The sequence below is a fragment of the Dorea sp. AM10-31 genome, assembly GCF_003435815.1.
In the GTDB taxonomy this organism is placed as follows: domain Bacteria; phylum Bacillota; class Clostridia; order Lachnospirales; family Lachnospiraceae; genus Dorea_D; species Dorea_D hominis.
In genome coordinates, this window is sequence record NZ_QTUV01000004.1 from 181,452 (window position 1) to 205,672 (window position 24,221).

Annotated in this window: 27 protein-coding genes and 2 tRNA genes; all 29 read left to right on the forward strand. The window is 43.2% G+C overall.

Annotated features, from left to right (window positions below; all coding sequences use genetic code 11):
* Window position 1 precedes the first annotated feature (1 nt).
* The 29 genes from fabK to DW125_RS08760 all read left to right on the forward strand — a co-directional run bounded on the left by fabK (window position 2) and on the right by DW125_RS08760 (window position 24,007).
* A complete protein-coding gene (gene fabK / locus DW125_RS08620) occupies window positions 2-940 on the forward strand; it encodes an enoyl-[acyl-carrier-protein] reductase FabK (RefSeq protein ID WP_021859712.1) in 939 nt (312 codons plus the stop codon).
* On the forward strand, window positions 933-1,859 hold the full coding sequence (gene fabD, locus DW125_RS08625; RefSeq protein WP_117537849.1) for an ACP S-malonyltransferase: 927 nt from the start codon (window positions 933-935) through the stop codon (window positions 1,857-1,859). The genes fabK and fabD overlap by 8 nt, the downstream gene beginning before the upstream one ends.
* A 91-nt stretch (window positions 1,860-1,950) precedes the next feature.
* A complete protein-coding gene (gene fabG / locus DW125_RS08630; RefSeq protein ID WP_117537850.1) occupies window positions 1,951-2,691 on the forward strand; it encodes a 3-oxoacyl-[acyl-carrier-protein] reductase in 741 nt (246 codons plus the stop codon).
* Between the two features lie 79 nt (window positions 2,692-2,770).
* Window positions 2,771-4,012, forward strand: a complete 1,242-nt coding sequence (fabF, locus tag DW125_RS08635; protein ID WP_021859715.1) for a beta-ketoacyl-ACP synthase II — start codon at window positions 2,771-2,773, stop codon at window positions 4,010-4,012.
* 22 nt (window positions 4,013-4,034) lie between these two features.
* Complete coding sequence (accB, locus tag DW125_RS08640; RefSeq protein WP_021859716.1) at window positions 4,035-4,511, forward strand: acetyl-CoA carboxylase biotin carboxyl carrier protein; 477 nt, start codon at window positions 4,035-4,037, stop codon at window positions 4,509-4,511.
* Window positions 4,512-4,537: 26 nt separating this feature from the next.
* On the forward strand, window positions 4,538-4,966 hold the full coding sequence (gene fabZ, locus DW125_RS08645; protein WP_021859717.1) for a 3-hydroxyacyl-ACP dehydratase FabZ: 429 nt from the start codon (window positions 4,538-4,540) through the stop codon (window positions 4,964-4,966).
* 10 nt (window positions 4,967-4,976) lie between these two features.
* Window positions 4,977-6,326 (forward strand): acetyl-CoA carboxylase biotin carboxylase subunit, encoded by a 1,350-nt coding sequence (locus DW125_RS08650; protein WP_117537851.1) that lies wholly within the window; start codon window positions 4,977-4,979, stop codon window positions 6,324-6,326.
* A 39-nt stretch (window positions 6,327-6,365) separates the two neighbouring features.
* Window positions 6,366-8,183, forward strand: coding sequence for an acetyl-CoA carboxylase carboxyltransferase subunit alpha (locus DW125_RS08655; protein WP_117537852.1), 1,818 nt, complete (start codon window positions 6,366-6,368; stop codon window positions 8,181-8,183).
* 35 nt (window positions 8,184-8,218) lie between these two features.
* Window positions 8,219-9,337, forward strand: coding sequence for an NAD(P)H-dependent flavin oxidoreductase (locus tag DW125_RS08660; protein ID WP_117537853.1), 1,119 nt, complete (start codon window positions 8,219-8,221; stop codon window positions 9,335-9,337).
* 107 nt (window positions 9,338-9,444) lie between these two features.
* Window positions 9,445-9,903, forward strand: coding sequence for a MarR family winged helix-turn-helix transcriptional regulator (locus DW125_RS08665; protein WP_021859721.1), 459 nt, complete (start codon window positions 9,445-9,447; stop codon window positions 9,901-9,903).
* 85 nt (window positions 9,904-9,988) lie between these two features.
* On the forward strand, window positions 9,989-10,708 hold the full coding sequence (locus DW125_RS08670; protein ID WP_226977123.1) for an HAD family hydrolase: 720 nt from the start codon (window positions 9,989-9,991) through the stop codon (window positions 10,706-10,708).
* A gap of 54 nt (window positions 10,709-10,762) precedes the next feature.
* The gene (locus DW125_RS08675; RefSeq protein ID WP_330411856.1) at window positions 10,763-11,497 is read left to right on the forward strand and encodes an NAD-dependent protein deacylase; all 735 of its coding nucleotides are present in this window, start codon (window positions 10,763-10,765) and stop codon (window positions 11,495-11,497) included.
* Window positions 11,498-11,854: 357 nt separating this feature from the next.
* Window positions 11,855-12,325 (forward strand): winged helix-turn-helix domain-containing protein, encoded by a 471-nt coding sequence (locus tag DW125_RS08680; RefSeq protein ID WP_117537855.1) that lies wholly within the window; start codon window positions 11,855-11,857, stop codon window positions 12,323-12,325.
* Window positions 12,312-13,355 (forward strand): molybdopterin-binding protein, encoded by a 1,044-nt coding sequence (locus DW125_RS08685; protein ID WP_117537856.1) that lies wholly within the window; start codon window positions 12,312-12,314, stop codon window positions 13,353-13,355. The genes DW125_RS08680 and DW125_RS08685 overlap by 14 nt, the downstream gene beginning before the upstream one ends.
* Window positions 13,355-14,470 carry an XdhC family protein gene (locus tag DW125_RS08690; protein ID WP_242992933.1) on the forward strand — a complete coding sequence of 372 codons (1,116 nt, stop codon included), beginning with the start codon at window positions 13,355-13,357 and terminating at the stop codon, window positions 14,468-14,470. Before DW125_RS08685 ends, DW125_RS08690 begins: the two co-directional genes overlap by 1 nt.
* 84 nt (window positions 14,471-14,554) lie before the next feature.
* Entirely contained in the window at window positions 14,555-15,520 is a 966-nt protein-coding gene (gene moaA, locus DW125_RS08695) for a GTP 3',8-cyclase MoaA (protein ID WP_117537857.1), read from the forward strand.
* A 4-nt stretch (window positions 15,521-15,524) separates the two neighbouring features.
* Entirely contained in the window at window positions 15,525-16,460 is a 936-nt protein-coding gene (locus tag DW125_RS08700; protein WP_117537858.1) for an MOSC domain-containing protein, read from the forward strand.
* 126 nt (window positions 16,461-16,586) lie between these two features.
* Window positions 16,587-17,450 carry a molybdate ABC transporter substrate-binding protein gene (gene modA, locus DW125_RS08705; protein ID WP_117537859.1) on the forward strand — a complete coding sequence of 288 codons (864 nt, stop codon included), beginning with the start codon at window positions 16,587-16,589 and terminating at the stop codon, window positions 17,448-17,450.
* 104 nt (window positions 17,451-17,554) lie between these two features.
* Entirely contained in the window at window positions 17,555-18,250 is a 696-nt protein-coding gene (gene modB, locus DW125_RS08710; protein WP_021859732.1) for a molybdate ABC transporter permease subunit, read from the forward strand.
* A gap of 87 nt (window positions 18,251-18,337) precedes the next feature.
* Entirely contained in the window at window positions 18,338-18,838 is a 501-nt protein-coding gene (locus DW125_RS08715) for a YcxB family protein (RefSeq protein WP_117537861.1), read from the forward strand.
* A gap of 17 nt (window positions 18,839-18,855) precedes the next feature.
* Window positions 18,856-19,281, forward strand: a complete 426-nt coding sequence (gene tsaE / locus DW125_RS08720) for a tRNA (adenosine(37)-N6)-threonylcarbamoyltransferase complex ATPase subunit type 1 TsaE (protein WP_117537862.1) — start codon at window positions 18,856-18,858, stop codon at window positions 19,279-19,281.
* The gene (gene tsaB, locus DW125_RS08725; protein ID WP_117537863.1) at window positions 19,269-20,012 is read left to right on the forward strand and encodes a tRNA (adenosine(37)-N6)-threonylcarbamoyltransferase complex dimerization subunit type 1 TsaB; all 744 of its coding nucleotides are present in this window, start codon (window positions 19,269-19,271) and stop codon (window positions 20,010-20,012) included. Before tsaE ends, tsaB begins: the two co-directional genes overlap by 13 nt.
* A gap of 24 nt (window positions 20,013-20,036) precedes the next feature.
* Window positions 20,037-20,510 (forward strand): ribosomal protein S18-alanine N-acetyltransferase, encoded by a 474-nt coding sequence (gene rimI, locus DW125_RS08730; protein ID WP_117537864.1) that lies wholly within the window; start codon window positions 20,037-20,039, stop codon window positions 20,508-20,510.
* 96 nt (window positions 20,511-20,606) lie between these two features.
* Window positions 20,607-20,846 (forward strand): hypothetical protein, encoded by a 240-nt coding sequence (locus DW125_RS08735; protein WP_117537865.1) that lies wholly within the window; start codon window positions 20,607-20,609, stop codon window positions 20,844-20,846.
* 33 nt (window positions 20,847-20,879) lie between these two features.
* The gene (locus tag DW125_RS08740) at window positions 20,880-21,788 is read left to right on the forward strand and encodes a ribonuclease Z (RefSeq protein WP_117537866.1); all 909 of its coding nucleotides are present in this window, start codon (window positions 20,880-20,882) and stop codon (window positions 21,786-21,788) included.
* Between the two features lie 37 nt (window positions 21,789-21,825).
* Window positions 21,826-22,854: a tRNA (adenosine(37)-N6)-threonylcarbamoyltransferase complex transferase subunit TsaD gene (gene tsaD, locus DW125_RS08745; protein WP_117537867.1), complete on the forward strand. Its 1,029-nt coding sequence runs from the start codon at window positions 21,826-21,828 to the stop codon at window positions 22,852-22,854.
* Entirely contained in the window at window positions 22,854-23,597 is a 744-nt protein-coding gene (gene ispD / locus DW125_RS08750) for a 2-C-methyl-D-erythritol 4-phosphate cytidylyltransferase (protein WP_117537868.1), read from the forward strand. Before tsaD ends, ispD begins: the two co-directional genes overlap by 1 nt.
* A gap of 160 nt (window positions 23,598-23,757) precedes the next feature.
* A tRNA-Ser gene (locus DW125_RS08755) sits at window positions 23,758-23,843 on the forward strand.
* Window positions 23,844-23,918: 75 nt separating this feature from the next.
* A tRNA-Ser gene (locus tag DW125_RS08760) sits at window positions 23,919-24,007 on the forward strand.
* Window positions 24,008-24,221: the final 214 nt, after the last annotated feature.

The window sequence follows — 24,221 nt, forward strand, 5'->3', positions numbered from 1 at the left end:
TATGCAGACAGAAGTAACCAGATTATTAGAAATCGAATATCCGATTATTCAGGGCGGTATGGCATGGGTGGCAGAATACCATCTGGCGGCTGGCGTTTCAAATGCCGGAGGTCTTGGCATCATAGGTGCTGCATCTGCTCCGGCTGACTGGGTAAGAGAGCAGGTCAGAGAAGCAAAGAAGCTGACTGACAAGCCATTTGGAGTCAATATTATGCTGATGAGTCCATATGCAGATGAAGTAGCCAGAGTGATTGTTGAAGAAGGCGTAAAAGTTGTGACAACAGGAGCGGGCAGTCCTGAAAAATATATGAAAATGTGGAAAGAAGCCGGCGTGAAGGTCATTCCGGTGGTTGCTTCTGTCGCACTTGCGAAGAGAATGGAACGCTGCGGTGCAGATGCAGTCGTAGCAGAAGGATGCGAAGCCGGCGGACATATCGGAGAAAATACAACGATGGTACTTGTTCCGCAGATCGCAGATGCGGTGAAGATTCCGGTGATCGCAGCCGGAGGAATCGCAGATGGAAGAGGAATTGCAGCAGCATTCATGCTGGGCGCAGAAGGTGTACAGATGGGGACGCATTTCGTAGTCACAGATGAGTCGCAGGTACACGATAATTACAAAGAGAGGATTATCAAAGCGAAGGATATTGATTCTCGTGTGACAGGAAGAACGACCGGACATCCGGTGCGAGCGCTTCGCAATGATATGACAAAGAAATATATAGAATTGGAAAATAAGGGTGCAGGCTTCGAAGAACTGGAACATCTGACACTTGGAGGTTTAAGAAAAGCAGTTGTAGACGGAGATGTGAAAAATGGAAGTGTCATGGCAGGTCAGATTGCAGGAATGGTAAAAGAAAGAATGTCCTGTCAGGCATTGATCCAGAAACTGGTGAAAGAGACCGATGAATTGATCGGAGGGAAAGGATTTTATGAGTAAAACAGCATTTATCTTTCCTGGACAGGGAGCGCAGAAAGCCGGAATGGGAGCTGATTTTTATGAAAACAGCGAACTGGCGGCGAAGATTTACGATGAAGCAGCAGAACATCTGGGAATAGATATGAAGGCGCTTTGCTTTGAAAAAAATGAGAAGCTTGACGTTACAGAATATACACAGGCGGCAATGGTAACAACATGCCTTGCTATGGAGAGAGTATTGGAAAATGCAGGTGTAAAACCGGATGTAACAGCCGGTCTGAGCCTGGGAGAATATACAGCCATTGCTGTGGCTGGCGGAATGACAGATCAGGATGCCATCCGTTTAGTCAGAAAAAGAGGAATACTGATGCAGAATACGGTGCCGGCGGGGGAAGGAGCCATGTGTGCAGTGATGGCGCTGGATGCGCAGAAGATTGAAAATGTCATTGCAGACATTTCCGGTGTAACGGTCGCAAATTATAACTGTCCGGGACAGATTGTTATTACGGGCGAAAAAAACAGTGTAGAAAAAGCAGCGGAGAAATTAAAAGAAGCAGGTGCAAAACGGACCATTCTTTTAAATGTAAGCGGACCATTTCATTCGCCGATGCTGAAACCGGCAGGTGAAGAGCTGGAAAAAGAATTAGAACAGACAGAATTACATCCGCTTGCCATTCCGTACTATACAAATGTAACTGCGAAAAAAGTAGAGGACATCAGAGAAACAAAGGCACTGTTAAAGGAACAGGTAAGTGCACCGGTCCGCTGGATGCAGAGTGTAGAGCAGATGATCGCTGATGGTGTCGATACATTTGTGGAGATCGGTCCGGGAAGAACGCTGGCAGGATTTCTTCGTAAGATCAACCGGGATGTTGCCGTATACAATGTAGCGGCATGGGAAGATGTTGATAAAGTTGCAGAAATGCTTTCCGGAAAATAACAGAAAAAAATTGGAACAGGTTTATACAAAAAAAACAGACAGAAAAATTTGAAACAGGTTCATATAAAACAGGCAGAAAGCGAGGATATATATGCTGGAAGGAAAAGTGGCGGTTGTCACAGGCGCATCCCGCGGAATCGGGAAAGCGATTGCGTTAAAACTGGCATCCCAGGGAGCAAAAGTTGTGATCAATTACAACGGTTCAGAAGAAAAAGCAAAAGAAGTGCAGGCGCAGATTGAAACAGAAGGCGGAAAAGCAGTGATTTACCGGTGTGATGTTTCAGATTATGGTGCATGTCAGACATTTATACAGGATGTAATAAAGACAGAAGGAAGTATGGATATTCTTGTAAACAATGCAGGAATTACAAGAGATGGTCTGCTGATGAAAATGTCAGAAGAAGATTTTGACAGGGTGATCGATACAAATTTAAAAGGTGCTTTTCACACGATCCGGTTTGCGGCACGTCAGATGCTGAAACAGAGGAGTGGAAGGATCATTAACATGGCATCCGTTGTAGGCGTGACAGGAAATGCCGGACAGGCAAATTATGCTGCATCGAAAGCAGGCGTGATCGGACTGACAAAAGCGACAGCAAGAGAACTGGCATCCAGAGGAATCACAGTCAATGCAGTTGCACCGGGATTTATTGAGACGGATATGACAGCAGTGCTCCCGGAAAAAGTAAAAGAAGCATCGGTATCGCAGATTCCACTTGGGAAATTCGGTTCGCCGGAGCAGGTAGCATCTGCAGTCGCATTTCTTGCGTCCTCTGATGCAGCTTATATTACCGGACAAGTGCTCCATGTGGACGGCGGCATGGTGATGTAAGCAGGAAGAAAAAGAGCATGGCAGTGATTACAGACGTGACAAAGATACAAGTGTGTAATGGCATAAAGGAGAAAAGGATTTGAAGAGACGAGTAGTAGTGACCGGACTTGGCGCAGTAACTCCGATTGGAAATACGGTAGAAGAGTTCTGGATGGGAATTAAAGAAGGAAAAGTCGGGATCGGAGAGATTACGAAATTCGATACCACAGATTATAAAGTGAAGATCGCAGCTGAAGTGAAAGATTTCGTAGCAAAAGAGCGGATGGATTTTAAAGCTGCAAAGCGAATGGAACCATTTTCCCAGTATGCAGTGGCAGCTGCAAAAGAGGCATGTGAGGATGCAGGATTTGATATTACAAAAGAAGATCCGTTCCGTGCAGGTGTGATCATTGGTTCCGGAATCGGAAGCCTGCAGGAAGTAGAGAAAGAATACGATAAAATCAAAACCCGCGGACCGGGACGTGTGAATCCGTTAATGGTGCCATTGATGATTTCCAATATGGCAGCAGGAAATGTTTCGATTCAGCTTGGATTCCGCGGAAAATGTACGAATGTTGTGACTGCATGTGCATCTGGGACAAACTGTATCGGTGATGCATTCCGCGCGATCCAGTACGGCGATGCAGATGTTATGGTGGCAGGTGGAACAGAGAGCTGTATCTGTCCGACCGGAGTAGCAGGATTTACAAGTCTGACAGCATTGTCTACATCAACAGATCCAATGCGCGCATCCATTCCGTTTGACAAAAACAGAGATGGATTCGTACTTGGTGAAGGCGCGGGAGTGGTGTTCTTGGAGGAACTGGAACATGCCAAAAAACGAGGCGCGAAGATTTATGCGGAAATCGCAGGATATGGAGCAACCGGAGATGCCTACCACATTACTTCACCGGCAGAAGACGGAAGCGGTGCAGCCAAAGCGATGGAACTTGCAATGGAAGAAGGAAATGTAACGCCGGAGCAGATTGATTATATCAATGCACACGGGACAAGTACACATCACAATGATCTGTTTGAAACACGCGCGATTAAGCTGGCACTTGGAGATGAAGCAGCTAAAAATGTAGTGGTAAATTCGACCAAATCTATGATCGGACATTTATTAGGAGCAGCAGGCGGCGTAGAGTGTGTCGTCTGTGTGAAAACGATACAGGATGGATTTATCCATCAGACAGTGGGAACTACCGAGACAGATGAAGAGTGTGATCTGGATTATGCAGTAGGTGCGCCGGTAGAGAAAGACGTAAATTATGTGCTGACCAATTCACTGGGATTTGGTGGACATAATGCAACACTGTTGTTGAAACGTTATGAAGGATAATACTGGAAAGCGAGAGAATAACATGGAATTTCAGAATCTGATTACATTGATTGAGTCCGTGTCAGCATCTGATCTGACCGAACTGAAATATGAAGAAAATGGTGTGAAGATAAAACTCAGTAAAAAAGAAAGAAAAGTGCAGACGATCCAGGTATCAGAGGCACTGACATCCGAGACGGCAGCTCTTACGGCAGGCAGAAATGAAAAGGATATTCAAAGTACCGGTACAGGCAAAGAAAATGTAAATGAAGAAAACGTGCCGGCGGGAAAAGTAGTTGCATCCCCGCTTGTCGGAACTTTTTATGTAGCACCTGCGGAAGATGCGGAAGCATTTGTACAAATCGGAGATACGGTGAAAAAAGGACAGACGCTGGCGATCGTAGAAGCGATGAAACTGATGAATGAGATTGAGAGTGACTACGATGGAACGGTTGCGGAAGTTCTGGTAGAGAACGGAGCACCGGTAGAATACGGACAGCCATTATTCCGCATTATTTAGGAAAAAGAGTCTCACAGGAGGAACAGATGAAACATTTAGATATAGCAGAAATTCAGGAAATTATTCCACACAGACATCCATTTTTACTTCTGGATTACATTGAAGATTATGAGCCGGGCGAATATGCCATTGGATATAAATGTGTAACTTACAGGGAAGATTTTTTCGCCGGACATTTCCCGGGACAGCCGGTCATGCCGGGAGTATTGCAGATTGAAGCTCTGGCACAGGCAGGTGCGGTTGCGATTTTAAGTGTACCGGAAAATAAAGGAAAGATTGCATTTTTCGGCGGAATAAATAAATGTAAATTCCGCGGAAAGGTACTGCCGGGTGACAAATTAAAATTAGAGACACGGATCATTAAAAAGAAAGGTCCGGTAGGTGTCGGAGAGGCAGTTGCAAGTGTAGACGGTAAAGTTGTTGCAAGTGCAGAACTGACATTTATGATTGGATAGGTGAGCATGTATGATTAAGAAAATTCTGATCGCAAACCGCGGGGAGATCGCAGTTCGCATCATTCGTGCGTGCCGGGAAATGGGAATTGAAACGGTTGCGGTGTACTCAGAAGCAGATAAAGAAGCATTACATACAAAACTTGCAGATGAAGCAGTCTGCATCGGTCCGGCTCCGTCGAAAGACAGTTATCTGAGCATGGACCGCATTATTAGCGCAACTATTATAACCGGTGCAGATGCCATTCATCCGGGATTTGGTTTTTTATCCGAGAATAGTAAATTCGCAAAATTATGTGAAGACTGTGGCATTACATTTATCGGTCCGGATTCCGATGTAATCTCGAGACTGGGAAATAAGCAGGAAGCAAGAAATACAATGACAGCGGCTGGTGTACCGGTGATTCCGGGAAGTACAGAAGCAATTTATGATGTAGAGACAGGCGCAAAAACAGCTGCCGAAATCGGTTATCCGGTCATTGTCAAGGCAGCGCTTGGCGGTGGCGGAAAAGGAATGCGTGTTGCAGATACGCCGGAAGAGTTTGAAAATGCATTTCAGACAGCGCAGAAAGAAACAGAGATGGCATTTGGGGATAACACAATGTATATCGAACATTTTGTGGAAAATCCCAGACACATTGAATTTCAGATCCTTGCAGACAAATATGGAAATGTCATTCATCTGGGAGAACGAGATTGCTCTATTCAGAGAAATCATCAGAAAATGATCGAGGAATCGCCGTCGATTGCACTTAACAGCAAATTGCGGGAAAAGATGGGATATGCGGCAGTTACGGCGGCAAAAGCAGCCGGATATGAGAATGCCGGAACGATTGAATTTCTGCTGGAGAAAAACGGGAATTTTTATTTTATGGAAATGAATACCCGTATCCAGGTGGAACATCCGGTGACTGAATGGGTTACAGGGATTGACCTGGTCAAGGAGCAGATTCGGATCGCATCAGGGGAAAAACTTTCTTATAAACAGGAAGATGTTCACTTAAGCGGACATGCAATTGAATGCCGGATCAATGCAGAAAATCCGGAAAAAGGCTTCCGTCCGTCTCCGGGTACAATTACGGATATGTATCTTCCGGGAGGCAAAGGAATCCGCATCGATTCAGCAATTTACAGCGGATATACGATTCCACCATATTATGATTCCATGGTTGCCAAGCTGGTCGTATGGGCAAAAAACAGAAAAGAAGCCATTCGGAAAATGCAGAGTGCACTGGGGGAAATTATTATCGAAGGAATTGATACAAATGTAGATTACCAGTATGAGATTCTGCATCATCCGGATTATTTAAAAGGCAATATTGACATTGGGTTTATTGAAAATATGCAGGTGAAAGCACAGTAACACAAAGCATAAGGATAGAGATAATAAAGGTGACATTTTATGAAACTGGACAATATGTTTAAAAAGACCAGGCAGATTTCTGGAAGAAAAAATTATATTCATCTGGGTGGCAGAAAACCGGAAGTGCCGGAAGGATTATTGCGCAAATGCAACAAATGCGGCGGTGCAATTATAGCGGAAGATGTAAAAAGAGAGTATTTTATCTGCCCGAAATGCGGAGGGTATTTCCGTGTGCATGCATACCGCAGGATAGAAATGATCGCAGATGAAAATTCCTTTGAAGAGTGGGATATGGATCTTCAGACAGAGAATCCACTTGATTATAAAGGCTATGAAGAAAAAATTGAAAAACTGCAGGAAAAGACAGGACTTAGGGAAGCCGTTGTAACAGGAAAAGCAACGATTCTTGGACAACCCGCCGTACTGGCAGTCTGCGATGGCAGATTTATGATGGCAAGTATGGGAGAAATTGTCGGAGAAAAAATTACAAGAGCAGTAGAACGCGCCACAAGGCAGGAATTGCCGGTTATTATATTTGCATGTTCCGGAGGTGCCAGAATGCAGGAAGGAATCGTGTCCCTTATGCAAATGGCGAAGACATCCGCAGCATTGAAGCGTCACAGCGATGCGGGACTTTTATACATCAGTGTCTTGACAGATCCAACAACCGGTGGTGTAACTGCAAGTTTTGCAATGCTGGGAGATATTATACTGGCAGAACCAAAGGCACTGATCGGCTTTGCAGGGCCGCGTGTGATTGAGCAGACAATCGGACAGAAACTGCCAAAAGGTTTCCAACGTTCGGAATTTCTGCTGGAGCATGGATTTATTGATCAGATCGTAGAACGTCCAAAGATGCGGGAGACATTAGGCAGAATTCTGGAATTTCACGGGAAAGTGCAGACTGACATAGAAGATACAATAGATAAGACGGCAGGGGAGACAGCAAGTCAGACAGGAGATCAGGCGGTAGACCGGGCAACAGGTAAGATGGTAAGTAAGACAACGGTTCATACAGCGGATGAGATAAAGAGTAATGACTCAGAAGATATCGTAGATATGGCACAGACTCAGAAGATAAATGCATGGGACCGCGTCCTTCTGTCCCGTAGGAAAAACCGTCCGGTTGGCAGTGACTACATACGGATGCTGTTCCAGGACTTCACAGAATTTCACGGAGACCGTCTCTATGGAGATGATCCGGCGATCATTGGCGGGATCGCATATTTTAAAGAGCGACCGGTGACTGTGATCGCACAGGAAAAAGGAACAAACACCAAAGAAAATATTATGCGCAATTTTGCTATGCCATCCCCGGAAGGCTACAGGAAAGCATTGCGTCTTATGAAACAGGCAGAAAAATTCCACCGTCCGGTAATCTGTTTTGTAGATACACCGGGAGCATTTTGTGGACTGGAAGCAGAAGAACGTGGACAGGGAGAAGCAATTGCGAGAAATTTATATGAACTTTCCGGTTTAAAAACGCCGGTACTCTCAATTGTGATCGGTGAAGGTGGAAGTGGCGGAGCACTTGCGCTGGCAGTCGCAGATGAAGTGTGGATGCTGGAAAATTCCATTTATTCGATTCTTTCACCGGAAGGATTTGCAAGCATTTTGTGGAAAGACAGCACGAAAGCAAAAGAAGCGGCAAAAGTGATGAAGCTGACAGCAGATGATCTGAAGAAAATGGGCGTGATTGAATGTGTGCTGGAAGAGCCGGAACAATATACGGTACAGACGATGAAACCAGTTGCAGATCAGCTCCGGGGAAAAGTAGAGGCGTTTATAGAAAATTATGAGCAAATGCCGGAGCAAAAACTGACAGAACACAGATATCAGCGTTTCCGTAAGATGTAAGGAAACACAGATATTTGCACATTAAGGAGCAAAATATGGACTATAAACCATTAAAAATAGGAAATTTGACAGCAAAAGTTCCAGTGATACAAGGTGGAATGGGAATCGGGATCAGCCTTGGAAATCTTGCCGGAACTGTTGCAAAAGTGGGCGGCATAGGGATTATCTCTGCCGCCCAGATTGGTTTTAAAGAAGCGGATTTTGATCAGAATCCGGAAAAAGCCAATTTAAGAACGATTCAGAAAGAATACGAGAAAGCGAGAAAGATTGCGCCGGACGGCGTGATTGGTTTTAATATCATGGTAGCAATGCGCCACTATGAAAAATATGTAGAAGCGGCGATACAGGCAGGTACAGATCTTATTATTTCCGGAGCAGGACTTCCGATGGATCTGCCGAAAATAGCAGGAGCAAGTCAGGTGAAACTTGCGCCGATCGTTTCGTCAGAAAAATCCGCACGTGTGATTTTCAGATATTGGGAGAAAAAATATAAACGGCAGCCGGATCTGGTAGTAATAGAAGGACCGCTCGCAGGTGGACACCTCGGATTTTCTGTGGAAGAATTGGAAATGTATGAAGCAGAATGTGGAAATCTGTGCCATGGTTCTGTAAATAGCGGATCTGAAAATCGTGGGAAAAAGAAATATGAAGATGAAGTCAGAAAGATTCTGGAAACAGTGAAAATTTACGAAGAAAAATGCGATCATGAAATTCCGGTTGTACTCGCCGGCGGTATAGATGATGCGTCAAAAGTGAAAGAAGCATTTGCACTTGGAGTGGACGGCGTACAGGTTGCAACAAGGTTTGTGACAACGAAAGAATGTGATGCGGATATTCGTTATAAACAGGCGTATCTGGATGCAAAGAAAGAAGATATTGTAATTGTGAAAAGCCCGGTGGGCATGCCGGGGCGGGCAATATTAAATTCATTTCAGAAAAAGGTGCGTGCCGGTGAGAAAATCCCACACAGTCCATGTCACGGATGTCTGCACAAATGCAATCCAGCAGAAATTCCGTATTGTATTACAGATGCGTTGATCCATGCTGCTAAAGGAGAAGTGGAAGATGCACTTTTATTTTGTGGTGCAAATGCATATAAGGCGACGAAAATAGAAACGGTTGAAGAGGTGATACAAGATTTGTTTAAGGCTTGATTCTGCCTGGAGTGATGGATATAATAAAAGTATGAGAAGTTGCCTGAATGAAGGCAGCCAAGGAATGGCACGGGAGGAAAGTGCCAGGGAATGAAGAGGGATAAAACATGGAAGATGCTTACAAGGTGATCAATGACACGTTAGTTTCGCTGATCAATGAGATATGGCGCTTAGAGGAAAAAGCCATCATTACCGAAGAATTTAAAGATATTTCGAACAACGATATGCATGTTATTGAGGCAATCGGACTTGGAGAAGGTGGCAATATGTCTTCGATAGCCAGAAAGCTAAATGTAACGGTCGGAACATTAACGACAGCAATGAACAGCCTTGTGAACAAAAAGTACGTGACCAGACAGCGCAGCGAAAAAGACAGAAGAGTTGTATTTGTGAAATTGACAGAGCGTGGAGAACGTGCTTACCATCACCATGCAGATTATCACAGACAGATGACAGAGGCAATTTTGGACAAATTGGATGAAAAAGAATTGCCGGTACTCATCAAGACGTTGGATGCATTGTCAGAATTTTTTAACGGATACAGCGAAGAGCCGGAGAATAAATAATCTCACGGCATGAATTGCTTTGCGCCAGGAGTAATTTCACAGTGTGAAATGCTTTCAGGCAGAAGTAATGAACGAGAGCGTATATATGAGAATAAAACATTCACGAGAACAGGCAGGAAGAAAGAGGCAGAATACAGGCATGATAAAAGGCGTAATTTTTGACATGGATGGCACCATGTTTGATACGGAGCGATTATCCAGCTATTGTTGGAAGAGAACAGGAGAGAATCTTGGAATTAATGTAACAGACGAATTGATGAATGACTGCAGAGGGAAGAACCCTGCAGTCATTCGTAGATTATATATGGAAGCATTTGGAGAGACATTCAACTATGACGCTGCAAGAGCTGCCAAGCATGTAATTTTTAATGAGATTATAGCCGGAGATGGTGTACCGGTCAAAAAGGGATTAGAGGAATTGCTTGGTTATCTTGAAAAACAGGAAATTAAAAAAGCAGTGGCAACATCCACAGAAAAGAAACGTGCAAGCAAACTTTTGCAGGATGCGGGCGTGTATGAGAAAATGGACGCATTTGTCTATGGTGATGAGATTAAAGAAAGCAAACCGGATCCGGAGATTTTCCGTGTAGCGGCAGAGAAAATCGGATGTAAGCCAGAAGAATGTCTTGTATTAGAAGACAGTGAAGCAGGACTTCGCGCAGGAATCGCACTTGGCGGTGCAATTATTTATATTCCGGATATTGCAATTGTGCCGGAACAAGTGACAGCGAAAGTGACAGAAACACTTGCAGATCTGGGGAAAGTGATTGGGTGGTTGGAAGCACATAGATGTAATGCAAAATGATATCGGTAGTATATGGATACCTTGTGAAAAAGATAAATCAGGAGGTGCATGATTATGCAGGAACAATGGAAAGAACAGATTACACAGTTGCAGAAAATGATTGATGATTCAGACCGTATTGTATTTTTCGGAGGCGCCGGCGTTTCGACGGAAAGTAACATTCCGGATTTCCGGAGTGCAGATGGATTGTATCATCAGAATTATAAGTATACACCGGAGCAGATTGTAAGCCACAGTTTTTTTATGCATAACCCGGAAGGATTCTATGAATTTTACAAAGAAAAGATGATGTATCTGAACGCGAAACCGAATGCAGCACATAAGAAAATCGCAGAACTGGAAGCAGCAGGAAAGCTGACTGCTGTGATCACACAGAATATTGACGGACTTCATCAGGCAGCAGGAAGTAAGAATGTACTGGAACTGCACGGAAGTATACACCGTAATTACTGTATGGAATGTGGCAGATTTTATGATGCAGCATATGTGAAAAATGCGGAGGGGATTCCGCATTGCGAGTGTGGCGGAATGATCAAACCGGATGTGGTCCTTTATGAAGAAGGACTGGATCCGGAAGTAATCCAGAAAAGCATCCGTGCGATCAGTGAAGCTGATATGCTCATTATCGGTGGCACATCTCTGGTTGTATATCCGGCAGCCGGATTTATCGATTATTTCCATGGTAAACACCTGGTTGTGATCAATAAAAGCGAGACAGCGAGATCTGTCGGAGCAGATCTTACCATTGCAGCTCCGATCGGGGAGATTATGGATGCGGTTGTTGTGTAAACTCATTATATATAAATGAATATAGGTAAATAAAAGTAAAGAAAAAAAGACGGTGGTTTGCAGAATAGTACGAAATGTAACCGATCGTCTTTTTTATTTTATTAAAAGTAGTTGTGATACTCAATCTTTTCATAGATAAATATAGAATTACAATGTACTGTATTAAGATAATCCAGGCTGACATCAAATAAATCAACGACATAGATAATCTTTCTGGAAGTTAACATCTTAACCCTTGCCTCATTTTATTTCATATGCTAAAATACAACCGTTATATTTTGAAAAACATAACGAAACTTATAATAAATATATTCATAAAACGATTTTATTAAATGGATTTTTCGGAGAAACACTACTATGAAAGACACGAACACGATAAACAACTGCATCCATCCCAAGATCCGTCTGCGTTTTGACACGCAGGAAAAGTTCTTCGGACCGGGCGTGTGTGAACTTCTGGAATTGATTGATGAGACCGGTTCTGTGCAAAAAGCGTGTGCACGGATGGAACTTTCTTATTCCAAGGGGAGCAAGATGTTAAAAAAACTGGATCAGGTGATTGGTATATCTATAGTAGAACGCTGGACAGGTGGCGCAGGTGGCGGAGGCGCAAGGCTGACAGAAGCCGGTAAAAAGCTGGTCAAAACTTATCGTAAGATGGAAACAGAAGTGCAAAAAGCCGCTGAAGATGCCTTTTATAAGTATTACGGCGAAGATTTTCGGAATGCGATCACAATAAACAGCTCAATCACAGAAGAAAGCGTTATTAGTCTGGAAAAAGCAATCATAGACATACAGACAGGAGGAACTACAGATGAAGCTGATTAAAACGGAAGATGCAGTCGGACATGTATTGTGCCACGATATCACACAGATTATCAAAGGCGTGACGAAGGACGCAGTATTCCGCAAAGGTCATATTGTGACAGAAGAAGATATCCCGGTTCTGTTATCTGTTGGAAAAGAGAATCTCTATGTCTGGGAAAAGGAAGAAGGCATGCTGCATGAAAATGATGCGGCAGAGATCTTACGCCAGATTTGCCAGGGAGAACATATGCATCCATCAGATGTCAAAGAAGGGAAAATTGAACTGATTGCGGATATAGATGGTGTATTGAAGATTGAACGGGAGAAATTACGGAAAGTCAATAGTCTTGGCGAGATAATGATCGCCAGCAGACACGGCGATTTTCCAGTAAAAAAAGGCGATAAATTAGCCGGAACAAGAGTAATCCCACTGGTGATTAGTGAAGAAAAAATGCAGCAGGCAAAAGATGTGACAGCAGGAGGAGCAATTTTCAACATCCTTCCTTATAAAAAGAAGAAAGCAGGTATTGTTACAACTGGAAGTGAAGTCTATTATCACAGGATCAAGGATACATTTACGCCGGTGATCGAAGAAAAACTGGCTGAATACGATATAGAGATTGGTGGACACGAGATTTGCAATGATGATCCGCAGATGATTGAAAATGCAATTCGTAGCTTATTAGCAGATGGATGTAACATGATTGTCTGTACCGGTGGAATGAGCGTAGATCCGGATGACCGGACTCCGTATGCAATCCGGCAGGTGACAGGCGAGATTGTGAGTTACGGCGCACCGGTTCTCCCGGGAGCCATGTTCCTGCTTGCATATTATAGAGAAGAAGGAAAAGAAGTAACTCCAGTCTTAGGACTTCCGGGATGTGTCATGTATTCTAAACGAACGATTTTCGATCTTGTACTTCCGAGATTGACTGTCGGTGAAATATTAACAGCAGAAGATTTGAATACACTTGGAGAAGGTGGTTTATGTCTGAATTGTCCGGAATGCATCTTCCCGAATTGTGGTTTCGGTAAAGGAGGCACCCGGTAATGGTAGATGTAAAAAGCAGAGCGACTGACATGTGGGCATTATTCGAGGCAATTGATCAGTGTGAACCGGATGTGGAAAAACAGGTACTTACAAGCTTGCAAACAGAATATCTGGGTGAGAAGTGCCTTGTGGCAGATCATAAAATTGTATGGGAATCGGATGCACAAGAACGCTATGCCAGATATTTTAGAGAACACCCGGAAGAACTTCATAAGCTGGATATAAGTGGAAAGATACAGCTTTCAGATGAACAAGTATTTTGTGATACATTAGGCAATGAAAAGAAACTTGTCATTTGCGGTGGCGGACATGTTTCCATTCCGGTAATCCGTATGGGGCGGATGATCGGCTGTCATGTGATTGTTTTGGAAGACCGACCGAAATTTGCGGATGCGGCGAGAAAAGCAGGAGCAGATGAAGTATACTGCGAAGCATTTGCGGATGGTCTGCAGAGAATCGACGGAGATGCAGACACTTATTTCGTCATTGTGACAAGAGGACATCGCTATGATGAAGAGTGCCTGGAGCAGATTACAAAGAAAAGACATGCATACATTGGAATGATCGGAAGCCGCAGACGCATTGCGATGGTAAAAGAACACTTACTGGAAAAAGGCTGCGATCAGGCTGTGCTGGATGAGATCTATTCACCGATCGGGTTAAATATCGGGGCAGAGACACCGGAAGAAATCGGTGTTGCGATCATTGCAGAGATCATAGAAGTAAAAAATAAGAAGAAACGCACCTACGGCTATTCCAAAGAAATCCGTAAGGCGATAGAAAATGATACAGATTATGGACAGAAAGTCTTAGCAACAATTATAGATAGAAAAGGTTCTGCGCCACAGGGCGTTGGCGTGAAGATGCTGATCTGCGAAAACGGAACCTGTGTTGGCACGATTGGTGGAGGCTGTATGGAAGCCGGAGTTGTGCAGAAAGCAAGACTGCTGATGTCAAAAGCCCGGACATTAACTACTACACAGCCGCAAAGTGGGAAGGACGAAACAGACACAGCCAGCATTTATTCTGTAGATTTGCAAAATGCAGACGCAGGTGAAGAAGGCATGGTGTGCGGGGGCTCTGTAAAAGTATTGCTAGAACTTCTTGAGGAGTAAGAATGTAAAACAATCATTGATAGACAGCCTTCCCAGAGAACAAAGAGAACAAGAAGGAAGAGAGCAAGGAGCGAGATAGAAGAAATGAAGGATTTATGTGGCAGAGAAATCAATTATATGCGTATTTCAATTACTGACCGGTGCAATTTGCGCTGCCAATATTGTATGCCGGACGGAATAGAGCTCTGCCCTATGAAAGACCTTCTGACTTATGAAGAGATTGTAAGTGTCTGTCAGGAAGCAGTTTCACTTGGCATTCATAAATTCAAAATTACCGGTGGTGAACCGCTTGTGCGAAGAGGCTGTGCAGATCTGATCCGGATGATTTATGAGATTCCAGGTACAGAGGAAGTCACACTTACAACAAATGGTGTGCTGCTTGAAAAATATTTACCGGAACTTTGGAATGCCGGTCTTCGGAGTGTCAACATCAGTCTGGACACATTAGATCAGAAAGTTTATACAGAGATTACCGGATTTCCAATGTTGGATCAGGTGCTGCAGTCGCTGAAAGCTGCAATGAAGATGGGAATGCATGTGAAGACCAACACGATTTTACAAAGAGGGCGAAATGAATCTTCATGGAAGGAATTACTGATTCTGGCGAAAGATATTCCTGTCGATGTCCGGTTTCTGGAACTCATGCCAATCGGAGAAGGAAAAGAAGGAGAAACGATTTCCAATACAACGCTGTTTCAGAAAATAAAAGAAATCTATCCGGATATAAAACCGGATGAAAGAAAGCACGGAAATGGACCGGCAATCTATTATAAAATTCCTGGGTTTGAAGGAAGTATAGGATTTATCAGTGCAATACATGGTGTGTTCTGTGATTCCTGTAACCGATTGCGCATGACATCTACAGGCGAATTAAAACCATGTCTCTGTTATGATGAAACGATATCTGTGCGTGATGTAGCAAGATGCGGTGATTCGGAAAAAATCAGAGAAAATATAAAGCATGCAATACAAATAAAACCGAAAAAACATTGTTTTTCAGAGATTGAAAAAGTGTCGGAAAAGAAAAAAATGGCACAGATCGGAGGGTAAATCTATGGGAAAAATTGTCGGAATCTGTACCAGTGAAAAAAGAGGTACAGTCAAAAAAGAACAAAAAGAAGTGAATTTAATAGAAGGTTGGGGACTGCAAGAAGATGCCCACGGTGGTAACTGGCACAGGCAGGTCAGCCTTCTTTCTTATGAAAAAATACAGAAATTCAGAGAAAAAGGTGCGGATGTAGCACTGGGAGCATTTGGCGAAAACTTGATTATTGAAGGATATGATTTTCGGGATCTTCCTGTCGGAACCAGATTCCGAATCGGAGATGCGATTCTGGAAATGACGCAGATCGGGAAGAATTGCCACAGCCACTGCGAGATCTATAAACGGATGGGTGACTGCATCATGCCGAGAGAAGGTGCATTTGCTGAAGTAGTAAAAGGCGGACACATAAAAGTCGGAGATGAAGTAGAGAAGTTACCGCTGGATGAAAATCGTCCATTTACTGCAGCAGTCATTACGTTGAGCGATAAAGGCTCACGGGGAGAAAGAGAAGATAAGAGCGGTCCGGAGGCGGTAAGCCTTGCTGAAGAGGCTGGATACATCGTAAAAGAAAGCCTGCTTCTGCCGGATGAAAAAGAAGCATTAAAAAAAGAACTGAAAAGACTTGCCGATCAAAGGCAGATTAATGTTGTATTTACAACCGGTGGCACCGGATTCTCAGAAAGAGATGTAACGCCGGAGGCAACCATCGAGGTCTGCAATCGAATGGCAAATGGAATTGCAGAAGCAATTCGTAATTATTCTATGACGATTACACCGAGGGCAATGTTCAGCAGGGGAGTATCGGGAATCAGGGGGAAAACTCTGATCATTAATTTGCCGGGAAGCCCCAAAGCAGTAAAGGAAGCACTGAGATTTCTGCTGCCACACCTGGAACATGGACTTGAAGTACTCCGTGGGACAAGCCGCGAATGTGCGCGAGTATAGCATAATAAGTTCGGCAAAGCTCGTATTATTTATTACCTATGGGTGTAAACTTTCAAAGATTAGATTATAAATTTATAAGAAGAGATTTTTCTTAATTATCAACATCTAATCAAAAGGAGAAGACAAATGAAAAAAAGAATTTTAGCAGCAGTGCTGGCGGCTGTTATGGTATTTTCTTTAGCAGGCTGTGCGGGAAACAAAAACGAGAGCAAGGATTCAAAAAAGGAATCCGGGAAAAAGACAGAGATCCAGGTATTTATTGCGGCAAGTCTGAATACAGTCATGACAGAACTTGCAAAAGAATATCAGAAAGATCACCCGGATGTAAAAATCACTTATAATGCTGACAGTTCAGGAACACTTCTGACACAGATTGAAGAAGGGTATGAGTGTGATTTATTCTTCTCAGCAGCACAGAAACAGATGGATCAGCTTGAAGAGGACGGACTGGTTGTAGACGGTACAAGAAAAAATGTAGTAAACAATCAGGTCATTGTTGTAACAAGAAAAGACAGCAAAACAAAAGTAAAAGGTCTGGAAACATTAAAAGACGCTAAAAGTATTGCATTAGCAGGCGGCAGTGTTCCGGTTGGTAAATATACAAGAGCGGCACTGATATCTATTGGTAAGCTGAAAAAAGTGGAAGATCCGGCAACGATTACAACAGAAGAAGTTTCCAAAGCGCTTGGCGGTGTGGAAATCAGTGAACAGGATAATGTCAGTAAAGTCCTTTCCGCAGTAGTAGAAGGATCCTGCGAAGTCGGAACCACTTACTATTCAGATACATATGGATACGAAAAAGATCTGGATATCCTGGAAAAAGTAAGCTATGATCTGACAGGGGATGTTATTTATCCAATCGCAGAAGTGAAAAATGATGAAGCTGACAAAGCACAGAAAGCGGCAGCAGAAGACTTCTTAAAATTTGTAACATCGGATCAGTCAAAGAAAGTATTTGATTCTTATTACTTTGACACAAATGTAAAATAAACATGAAATAGATAGAAAACAGATACAGGCTATGCGGGAAGCATAGTCTGTTTTAGAAATAACGGACATAACAAATGATTATAAAACACAGGAGGAATGAAAAAATGGCAGAAATTATACGAAATCTGGACTGGAGCCCACTTTATATTTCCATGAAAACAGGTATAGCAGCTACGATTTTCTCCTTTTTTCTTGGCATCTATGCGGCGAGAAAAGTGGTAAAGGCAGGACCTAAGATGAAAGCCATTCTGGATGGTTTTCTGACACTGCCGATGGTACTTCCCCCGACAGTAGCAGGATTTTTCCTTTTGTTGATTTTCAGCAGAAGACGACCTTTTGGAATTTTTTTGTTTGAACAGTTCCACATTAAAGTCGTGCAGACATGGCTTGGCTGTATTATAGCAGCAACAGTTATTGCATTTCCTCTTATGTACCGGAATGCAAGAGCGGCGTTTGAACAGATTGATGTTAACCTGATTCATGCCGGACGCACACTTGGAATGAGTGAGATTACTATTTTCTGGAAAGTAGTAGTTCCGGCAGCAGGTCCGGGAATTTTGTCAGGGACAATCCTTACATTTGCCAGGGCTCTGGGAGAATATGGCGCAACATCCATGCTGGCAGGTAACATTCCGGGAAAAACAGGAACGATTTCACAGAGGATTGCCATGGTTATCCAGGATGGAGACTATGCGACGGCAGGTGTCTGGGTTGCAATCGTAATTTTTATTGCATTTCTGATTATTGTGTTGATGAATCTGGTTTCAAACCGGGGAATGCGTCAGGTGAAACGCTGGTAATAATACCTATTTTTCTATAACAGAAGTGGCACGGAAAAAAAAGATGTGTTACAATGAAATATAACGAAAATTTGGAGGTGCGTGTAAATGGCAGTAAAAGTAGAAGTAAAACTGGATGTCCCATCGGTGACAGACTTTACGATACATCATATTTGTTCCGGTAAGATCGGAATATTCCGGAATGTCCTTGGAGTACTGAACGTAGCACTGGCAGTGGCATTTCTTGTAAAACAGCAGATCGCACTGGCAGTTGTATTTGCGTTGTTTGCAGCGTTTGTTCTGGGCGGATTGAAGATGATCATCCGCAACCGTGTAACAAAACAGATGGAACATTCCAATCGTCTGAGTATGCCGGTGACTTATGAATTTTCAGAGAAAGGAATCCTGACAACAACAGAATCAGACAGTGGAATGGCATCGTGGGATGCATTTAAGCGTGCAGTGACAACGAAGAAAATATTGATCTTATACAGTAATTCCGGGCAGGCAATTATTCTTCCATTAAACCAGATTGAAGCGGAATACAAAGAAATTGCAGACTTGATTTATGAAAATATGCCGGCACCGGCGGTTCGTGTGCAAAGATAACAGAGAGGACAATATCCATGATAATAGAGACAAACAGTGAGAAAGAAACCTATGCGTTCGGTTTAGAACTTGGTAAGAAAGCACATGCCGGACAGGTATATACGCTGGTCGGTGATCTTGGCGTTGGCAAGACTGTTTTTTCAAAAGGTCTGGCAAGAGGTCTGGATATACTGGAGCCGGTAAGCAGTCCGACATTTACAATTGTACAGGTATATGAGGAAGGGCGTTTGCCGTTCTATCATTTTGATGTGTACCGGATTGGAGATGTCGAAGAGATGGATGAGATTGGCTATGAAGATTATATATATGGTGACGGGGTGAGCCTGATCGAGTGGGCGAACCTGATCGAAGAGATCTTACCGGAACATTATACAGAGATTAAGATAGAAAAAGATCTGGAAAAAGGATTTGATTATCGGAGGATTAGTATATGCGAATATTAGCACTGGACAGCTCCGGCCTTGTAGCAGGAGTTGCGGTTCTGGAATCAGAAAATGAAAAGAAAGATGCGCAGACGATTGCCGAATATACTGTGAATTATAAGAAGACACATTCTCAGACTCTGCTTCCGATGCTGGATGAGATTGTGAAAATGACAGAATTAGACCTGGATACGATCGATGCAATTGCAATCGCGAGCGGACCTGGCTCATTTACCGGACTTCGTATCGGTTCAGCAACTGCAAAAGGACTGGGACTTGCACTTAAGAAGCCGTTGGTAGAAGTGCCGACACTGGAAGGACTGGCATACAATCTCTGCGGTACAGAAGGACTGATCTGTCCAATCATGGATGCGAGAAGAGGGCAGGTCTATACAGGTATTTATGCATGTGCAGATAATGAACTTAAAGTTATGGAAGAACAGATGGCAGTTCCGATAGAAGAACTGGCAGAAAAATTAAAAAAATACAATCAGAAAGTAACATTTTTGGGAGATGGTGTACCGGCTTTCAGAGAACAGCTGAAAAATGAGCTGCTTGCAGATATGAAGATTCAGTTTGCGCCTGCTCACCTGAACCGACAGCGCGCGGCAGCAGTAGGTGCACTTGGCATGAATTATTATAGAGAAGGCAGAACAGTCACAGCAATGGAACACCGCCCGGATTACCTGCGTGTATCACAGGCAGAACGAGAACGTGCAGAACGCGAGAAAAAGGAAAAATCCGGTCAGTAGATTTTGATTGATGAGGTTTCGCAGATGAAACAGCAAATAGAAGTTCGGATTTTTGATCCGCAGGATGTATTAGAAGCAACAAATCACTCAGTATCAGAGATACTGGCAATTGAAAAATGTACATTTCCGGATCCGTGGAGCTCAGGCAGTATAGAAGAGACACTGAAGGCATCGGGATATCGGAATACAGGGGTATGGATAGAAGGAAAACTGGCAGGATATTTATTTTGCTCTTATGTGCTGGATGAGACGGAGATTGTCAAAATCGCAGTTGCACCAAAGTTTCAGAGGCGAGGAATCGCTACAGCACTTATGAATGAATTTACAGAGTGGTGTAAAGCGTCGGGAATCCACAGATGGATGCTGGATGTACGTGCCGGAAATGACTGCGCGGCAGCACTTTATCGGTCTTTTGGGTTTACAGAGGACGGAGTGCGTAAAAATTACTATGCAGATCCGGTGGAAGATGCGGTTCTGATGAGCCGGCAGATACCATAATTGTCAGCAGTTTCCACTAGGAATCTGCAAAATGAAAGAATATAATGTAGGCGTAACAAAGAGAAAAAATGTGACCGACACATGCAGGAGGAACGTATGCGCCATTACAGAACACAAAAAATAGAGATAAAAAAATTAGATGAGATTATTTGCAACTGTTGCGGAAAGAAAATTTCGGTAATAAACGAAGTCCCACAGGAAGATATCGTGGAAGTGGAGAAGCACTGGGGGTATTTGTCGAAGAAAGACGGACAGAAAGACGCGTTTGATCTTTGTGAGGACTGCTATGACAGGATCGTATCTGGATTTTCAATACCTGTAACGTGCGACAGTTAAGAAAAAGAGAAGAAACAGAGGTAAAGTAAAAATATGTTAGATGTATGTTTGTTAGGAACAGGAGGGATGATGCCGTTGCCGTACCGGTGGCTTACGTCACTAATGGTGAGATATAATGGCAGCAGCCTGCTGATCGACTGCGGAGAAGGAACGCAAATTGCAATTAAAGAAAAAGGCTGGAGTTTCAAACCGATTGATGTGATCTGTTTTACACATTATCATGGAGATCATATCAGTGGATTACCGGGACTTCTCCTTACAATGGGAAATGCAGACCGGACGGAACCATTGACATTGGTTGGCCCAAAAGGGCTGGAACGGGTTGTCAATGCACTGCGTGTGATCGCGCCGGAGCTTCCGTTTCCTATCAAATATATAGAAATCAAAGATCAGGAGCAGACACTTGAGATGAATGGATACCGACTGAAGGCATTCCGTGTAAATCACAATGTAACATGCTATGGCTATACGATGGAAATAGATCGTGCCGGCAAATTCAATGTGGAACGCGCCAATGCAAATGCAATTCCAAAGCAGTTCTGGGGAATCCTGCAAAAAGGTGAGACTGTAGAAGATGGAGAACATGTATATACTCCGGATATGGTATTAGGACCGGCAAGAAAAGGTCTGAAACTGACATATTGTACCGATACAAGACCGGTAGATGCTATCCGCAAGAATGCCATGCATTCGGATCTGTTTATCTGCGAAGGTATGTATGGTGAAAAAGATAAGCAGAAAAAAGCAAAAGAATATAAGCATATGACATTTTATGAGGCGGCAAAGCTGGCAAAAGATGCAGAAGTAGCAGAAATGTGGCTGACGCATTACAGCCCATCACTCAGTAAGCCGGAAGAATATATGGATGAAGTGAGAGAGATTTTCCCGAATGCGATTGCAGCAAAAGACAGGCGTTCGGTGGAACTTGTATTTTCGGATTAGAACGTGAATAACAAACAGAGAAAAGAAAGGTAAAACAATGAGTGAAGAAAAAGATATATTAATACTGGCAATTGAAAGTTCCTGTGATGAGACAGCAGCAGCGGTTGTGAAAAATGGCAGGGAAGTGCTGTCCAATGTGATTTCTTCGCAGATTGCACTTCATACCTTATATGGAGGTGTTGTTCCGGAAATCGCATCCAGAAAACATATTGAGAAGATTAATCAGGTAATAGAAGAAGCATTAAAAGAAGCTGAAGTAACACTGGAAGATATAGATGCAATCGGAGTAACCTACGGTCCCGGATTGGTTGGGGCGCTTCTTGTCGGTGTTGCCGAAGCGAAGGCAATCGCATATGCTGCGAAGAAACCACTGGTCGGAGTGCATCATATTGAAGGACATATTGCAGCAAATTTTATTGAACACAAAGATTTGGAACCGCCGTTTTTCTCTCTTGTTGTGTCCGGGGGACATACCCATCTGGTACGCGTAAAAGATTACGGCAAATTTGACATTATCGGACGTACAAGAGACGATGCGGCAGGAGAGGCTTTTGACAAAGTAGCCAGAGCAATCGGGCTCGGTTATCCGGGGGGACCAAAGATTGACAAGGTATCAAAAGAAGGAAATCCAGAGGCAATTGCATTTCCACGTGCACATGTAGAAGATTCACCATATGATTTCAGCTTCAGCGGAGTGAAATCTGCTGTGTTGAATTATATTAATGGCTGTCAGATGAAGGGAATCGAATACAATCAGGCGGATATTGCAGCATCTTTCCAGAAAGCTGTTACAGATGTACTTGTCGCAAATGCCATGCATGCGGTAGGAGAATATCATGTGGATAAATTTGCAATTGCAGGAGGCGTGGCATCAAACAGTGCACTGCGTGCTGCAATGAAGAAAGCATGTGAAGAAAAAGGTGTACAGTTCTACTATCCGTCGCCAATCTACTGTACGGATAATGCAGCAATGATCGGCGTGGCTGCATATTATGAATATATAAATGGAACAAGGCACGGTTGGGATCTGAATGCAGTCCCGAACTTGAAGTTAGGTGAAAGATAATGGGAATCAGACAGAAGAAACACTGTACGGCAATCGTCCTGTCGGCAGGACGTGGAAAACGTATGCATGCTTCTGTAGAGAAGCAGTATATAGAACTTTATAAAAGACCGGTCATCTATTATACACTGGAGATTTTTCAGTCATCATCTATTATAGATGATATTGTTCTTGTAGTAGGAAAGGGACAGGAAGAAGAAGTTTACGAAAAAATTGTACGAAAATATCATTTTTCAAAAGTAAAGGCGGTTGTAGAAGGCGGCGCAGAGCGTTATGCATCCGTCTGGAATGGTCTGCAGGCAATTGCAGATGGAAGAATCGGCGAAGAGAGCAAGACCGGCTATGTATTTATTCATGATGGAGCAAGACCGTTTGTGACAGAAAATATCTTAAGAAGAGGGTATGATACAGTGTGCAAATGTCGTGCTTGTGTAGCTGGCATGCCAAGCAAAGATACCATTAAAATCGTAGACGACAAGACATATTCGACAGCAACACCGGAACGTAAATATGTCTGGGCAGTCCAGACACCACAGATATTTGAAACAGAATTGATTACAGATGCATATTCCAAACTTATGGGAAAACACGCTGTACAGGTGACGGATGATGCAATGGTTTTGGAACAGATGCTTAAGATGCCGGTAAAGTTATTTGAAGGTTCCTATGAAAATATAAAAATAACGACACCGGAAGATCTGGACATTGCAAAAATGTTTCTGCTGGAACGTCGCAGACAGGGATGAGATCTGAATTAAAGAGGCTTTGCAGGCGGTGTTTAACTACGGGAAAGTGTAAGGATACAAAAAAATAAAAAAATATGAAAAAAGATATTGACGAAGCGGCATGAAGTGTGCTAGAATACAACATGTCGCTGATACAGAAGCGATAAACAAGTGAATATATGGAGAGGTATCGAAGTGGTCATAACGAGGCGGTCTTGAAAACCGTTTGTCCGAGAGGGCGCGTGGGTTCGAATCCCACCCTCTCCGCTTTAAAACTACTAGTCTGTGCGACGGTAGTTTTTTATATGTCTTGTGATATGTAAAGCTGTAGATCAGTGTTTTGGAGAAATACCCAAGAGGCTGAAGGGGCTCCCCTGGAAAGGGAGTAGGTCGTTAATAGCGGCGCGAGGGTTCAAATCCCTCTTTCTCCGTTTGCTCGAAGTTCTAATGCGGAAGCGATTGAGAATGAGAGCGGATGCATCTGTTAAAAAGATGTAAAAAAGATTTGAAAAAAACGAAAAAAGTTCTTGACAAAATGTACTAAGAAATGCTATTATAAACAAGCTGATTCGTACATGAGCAGCAAGAAAAAATAAGAACCTTGATAATTAAACAATAGACAACAACCCTGAAAATTCTTAAGAG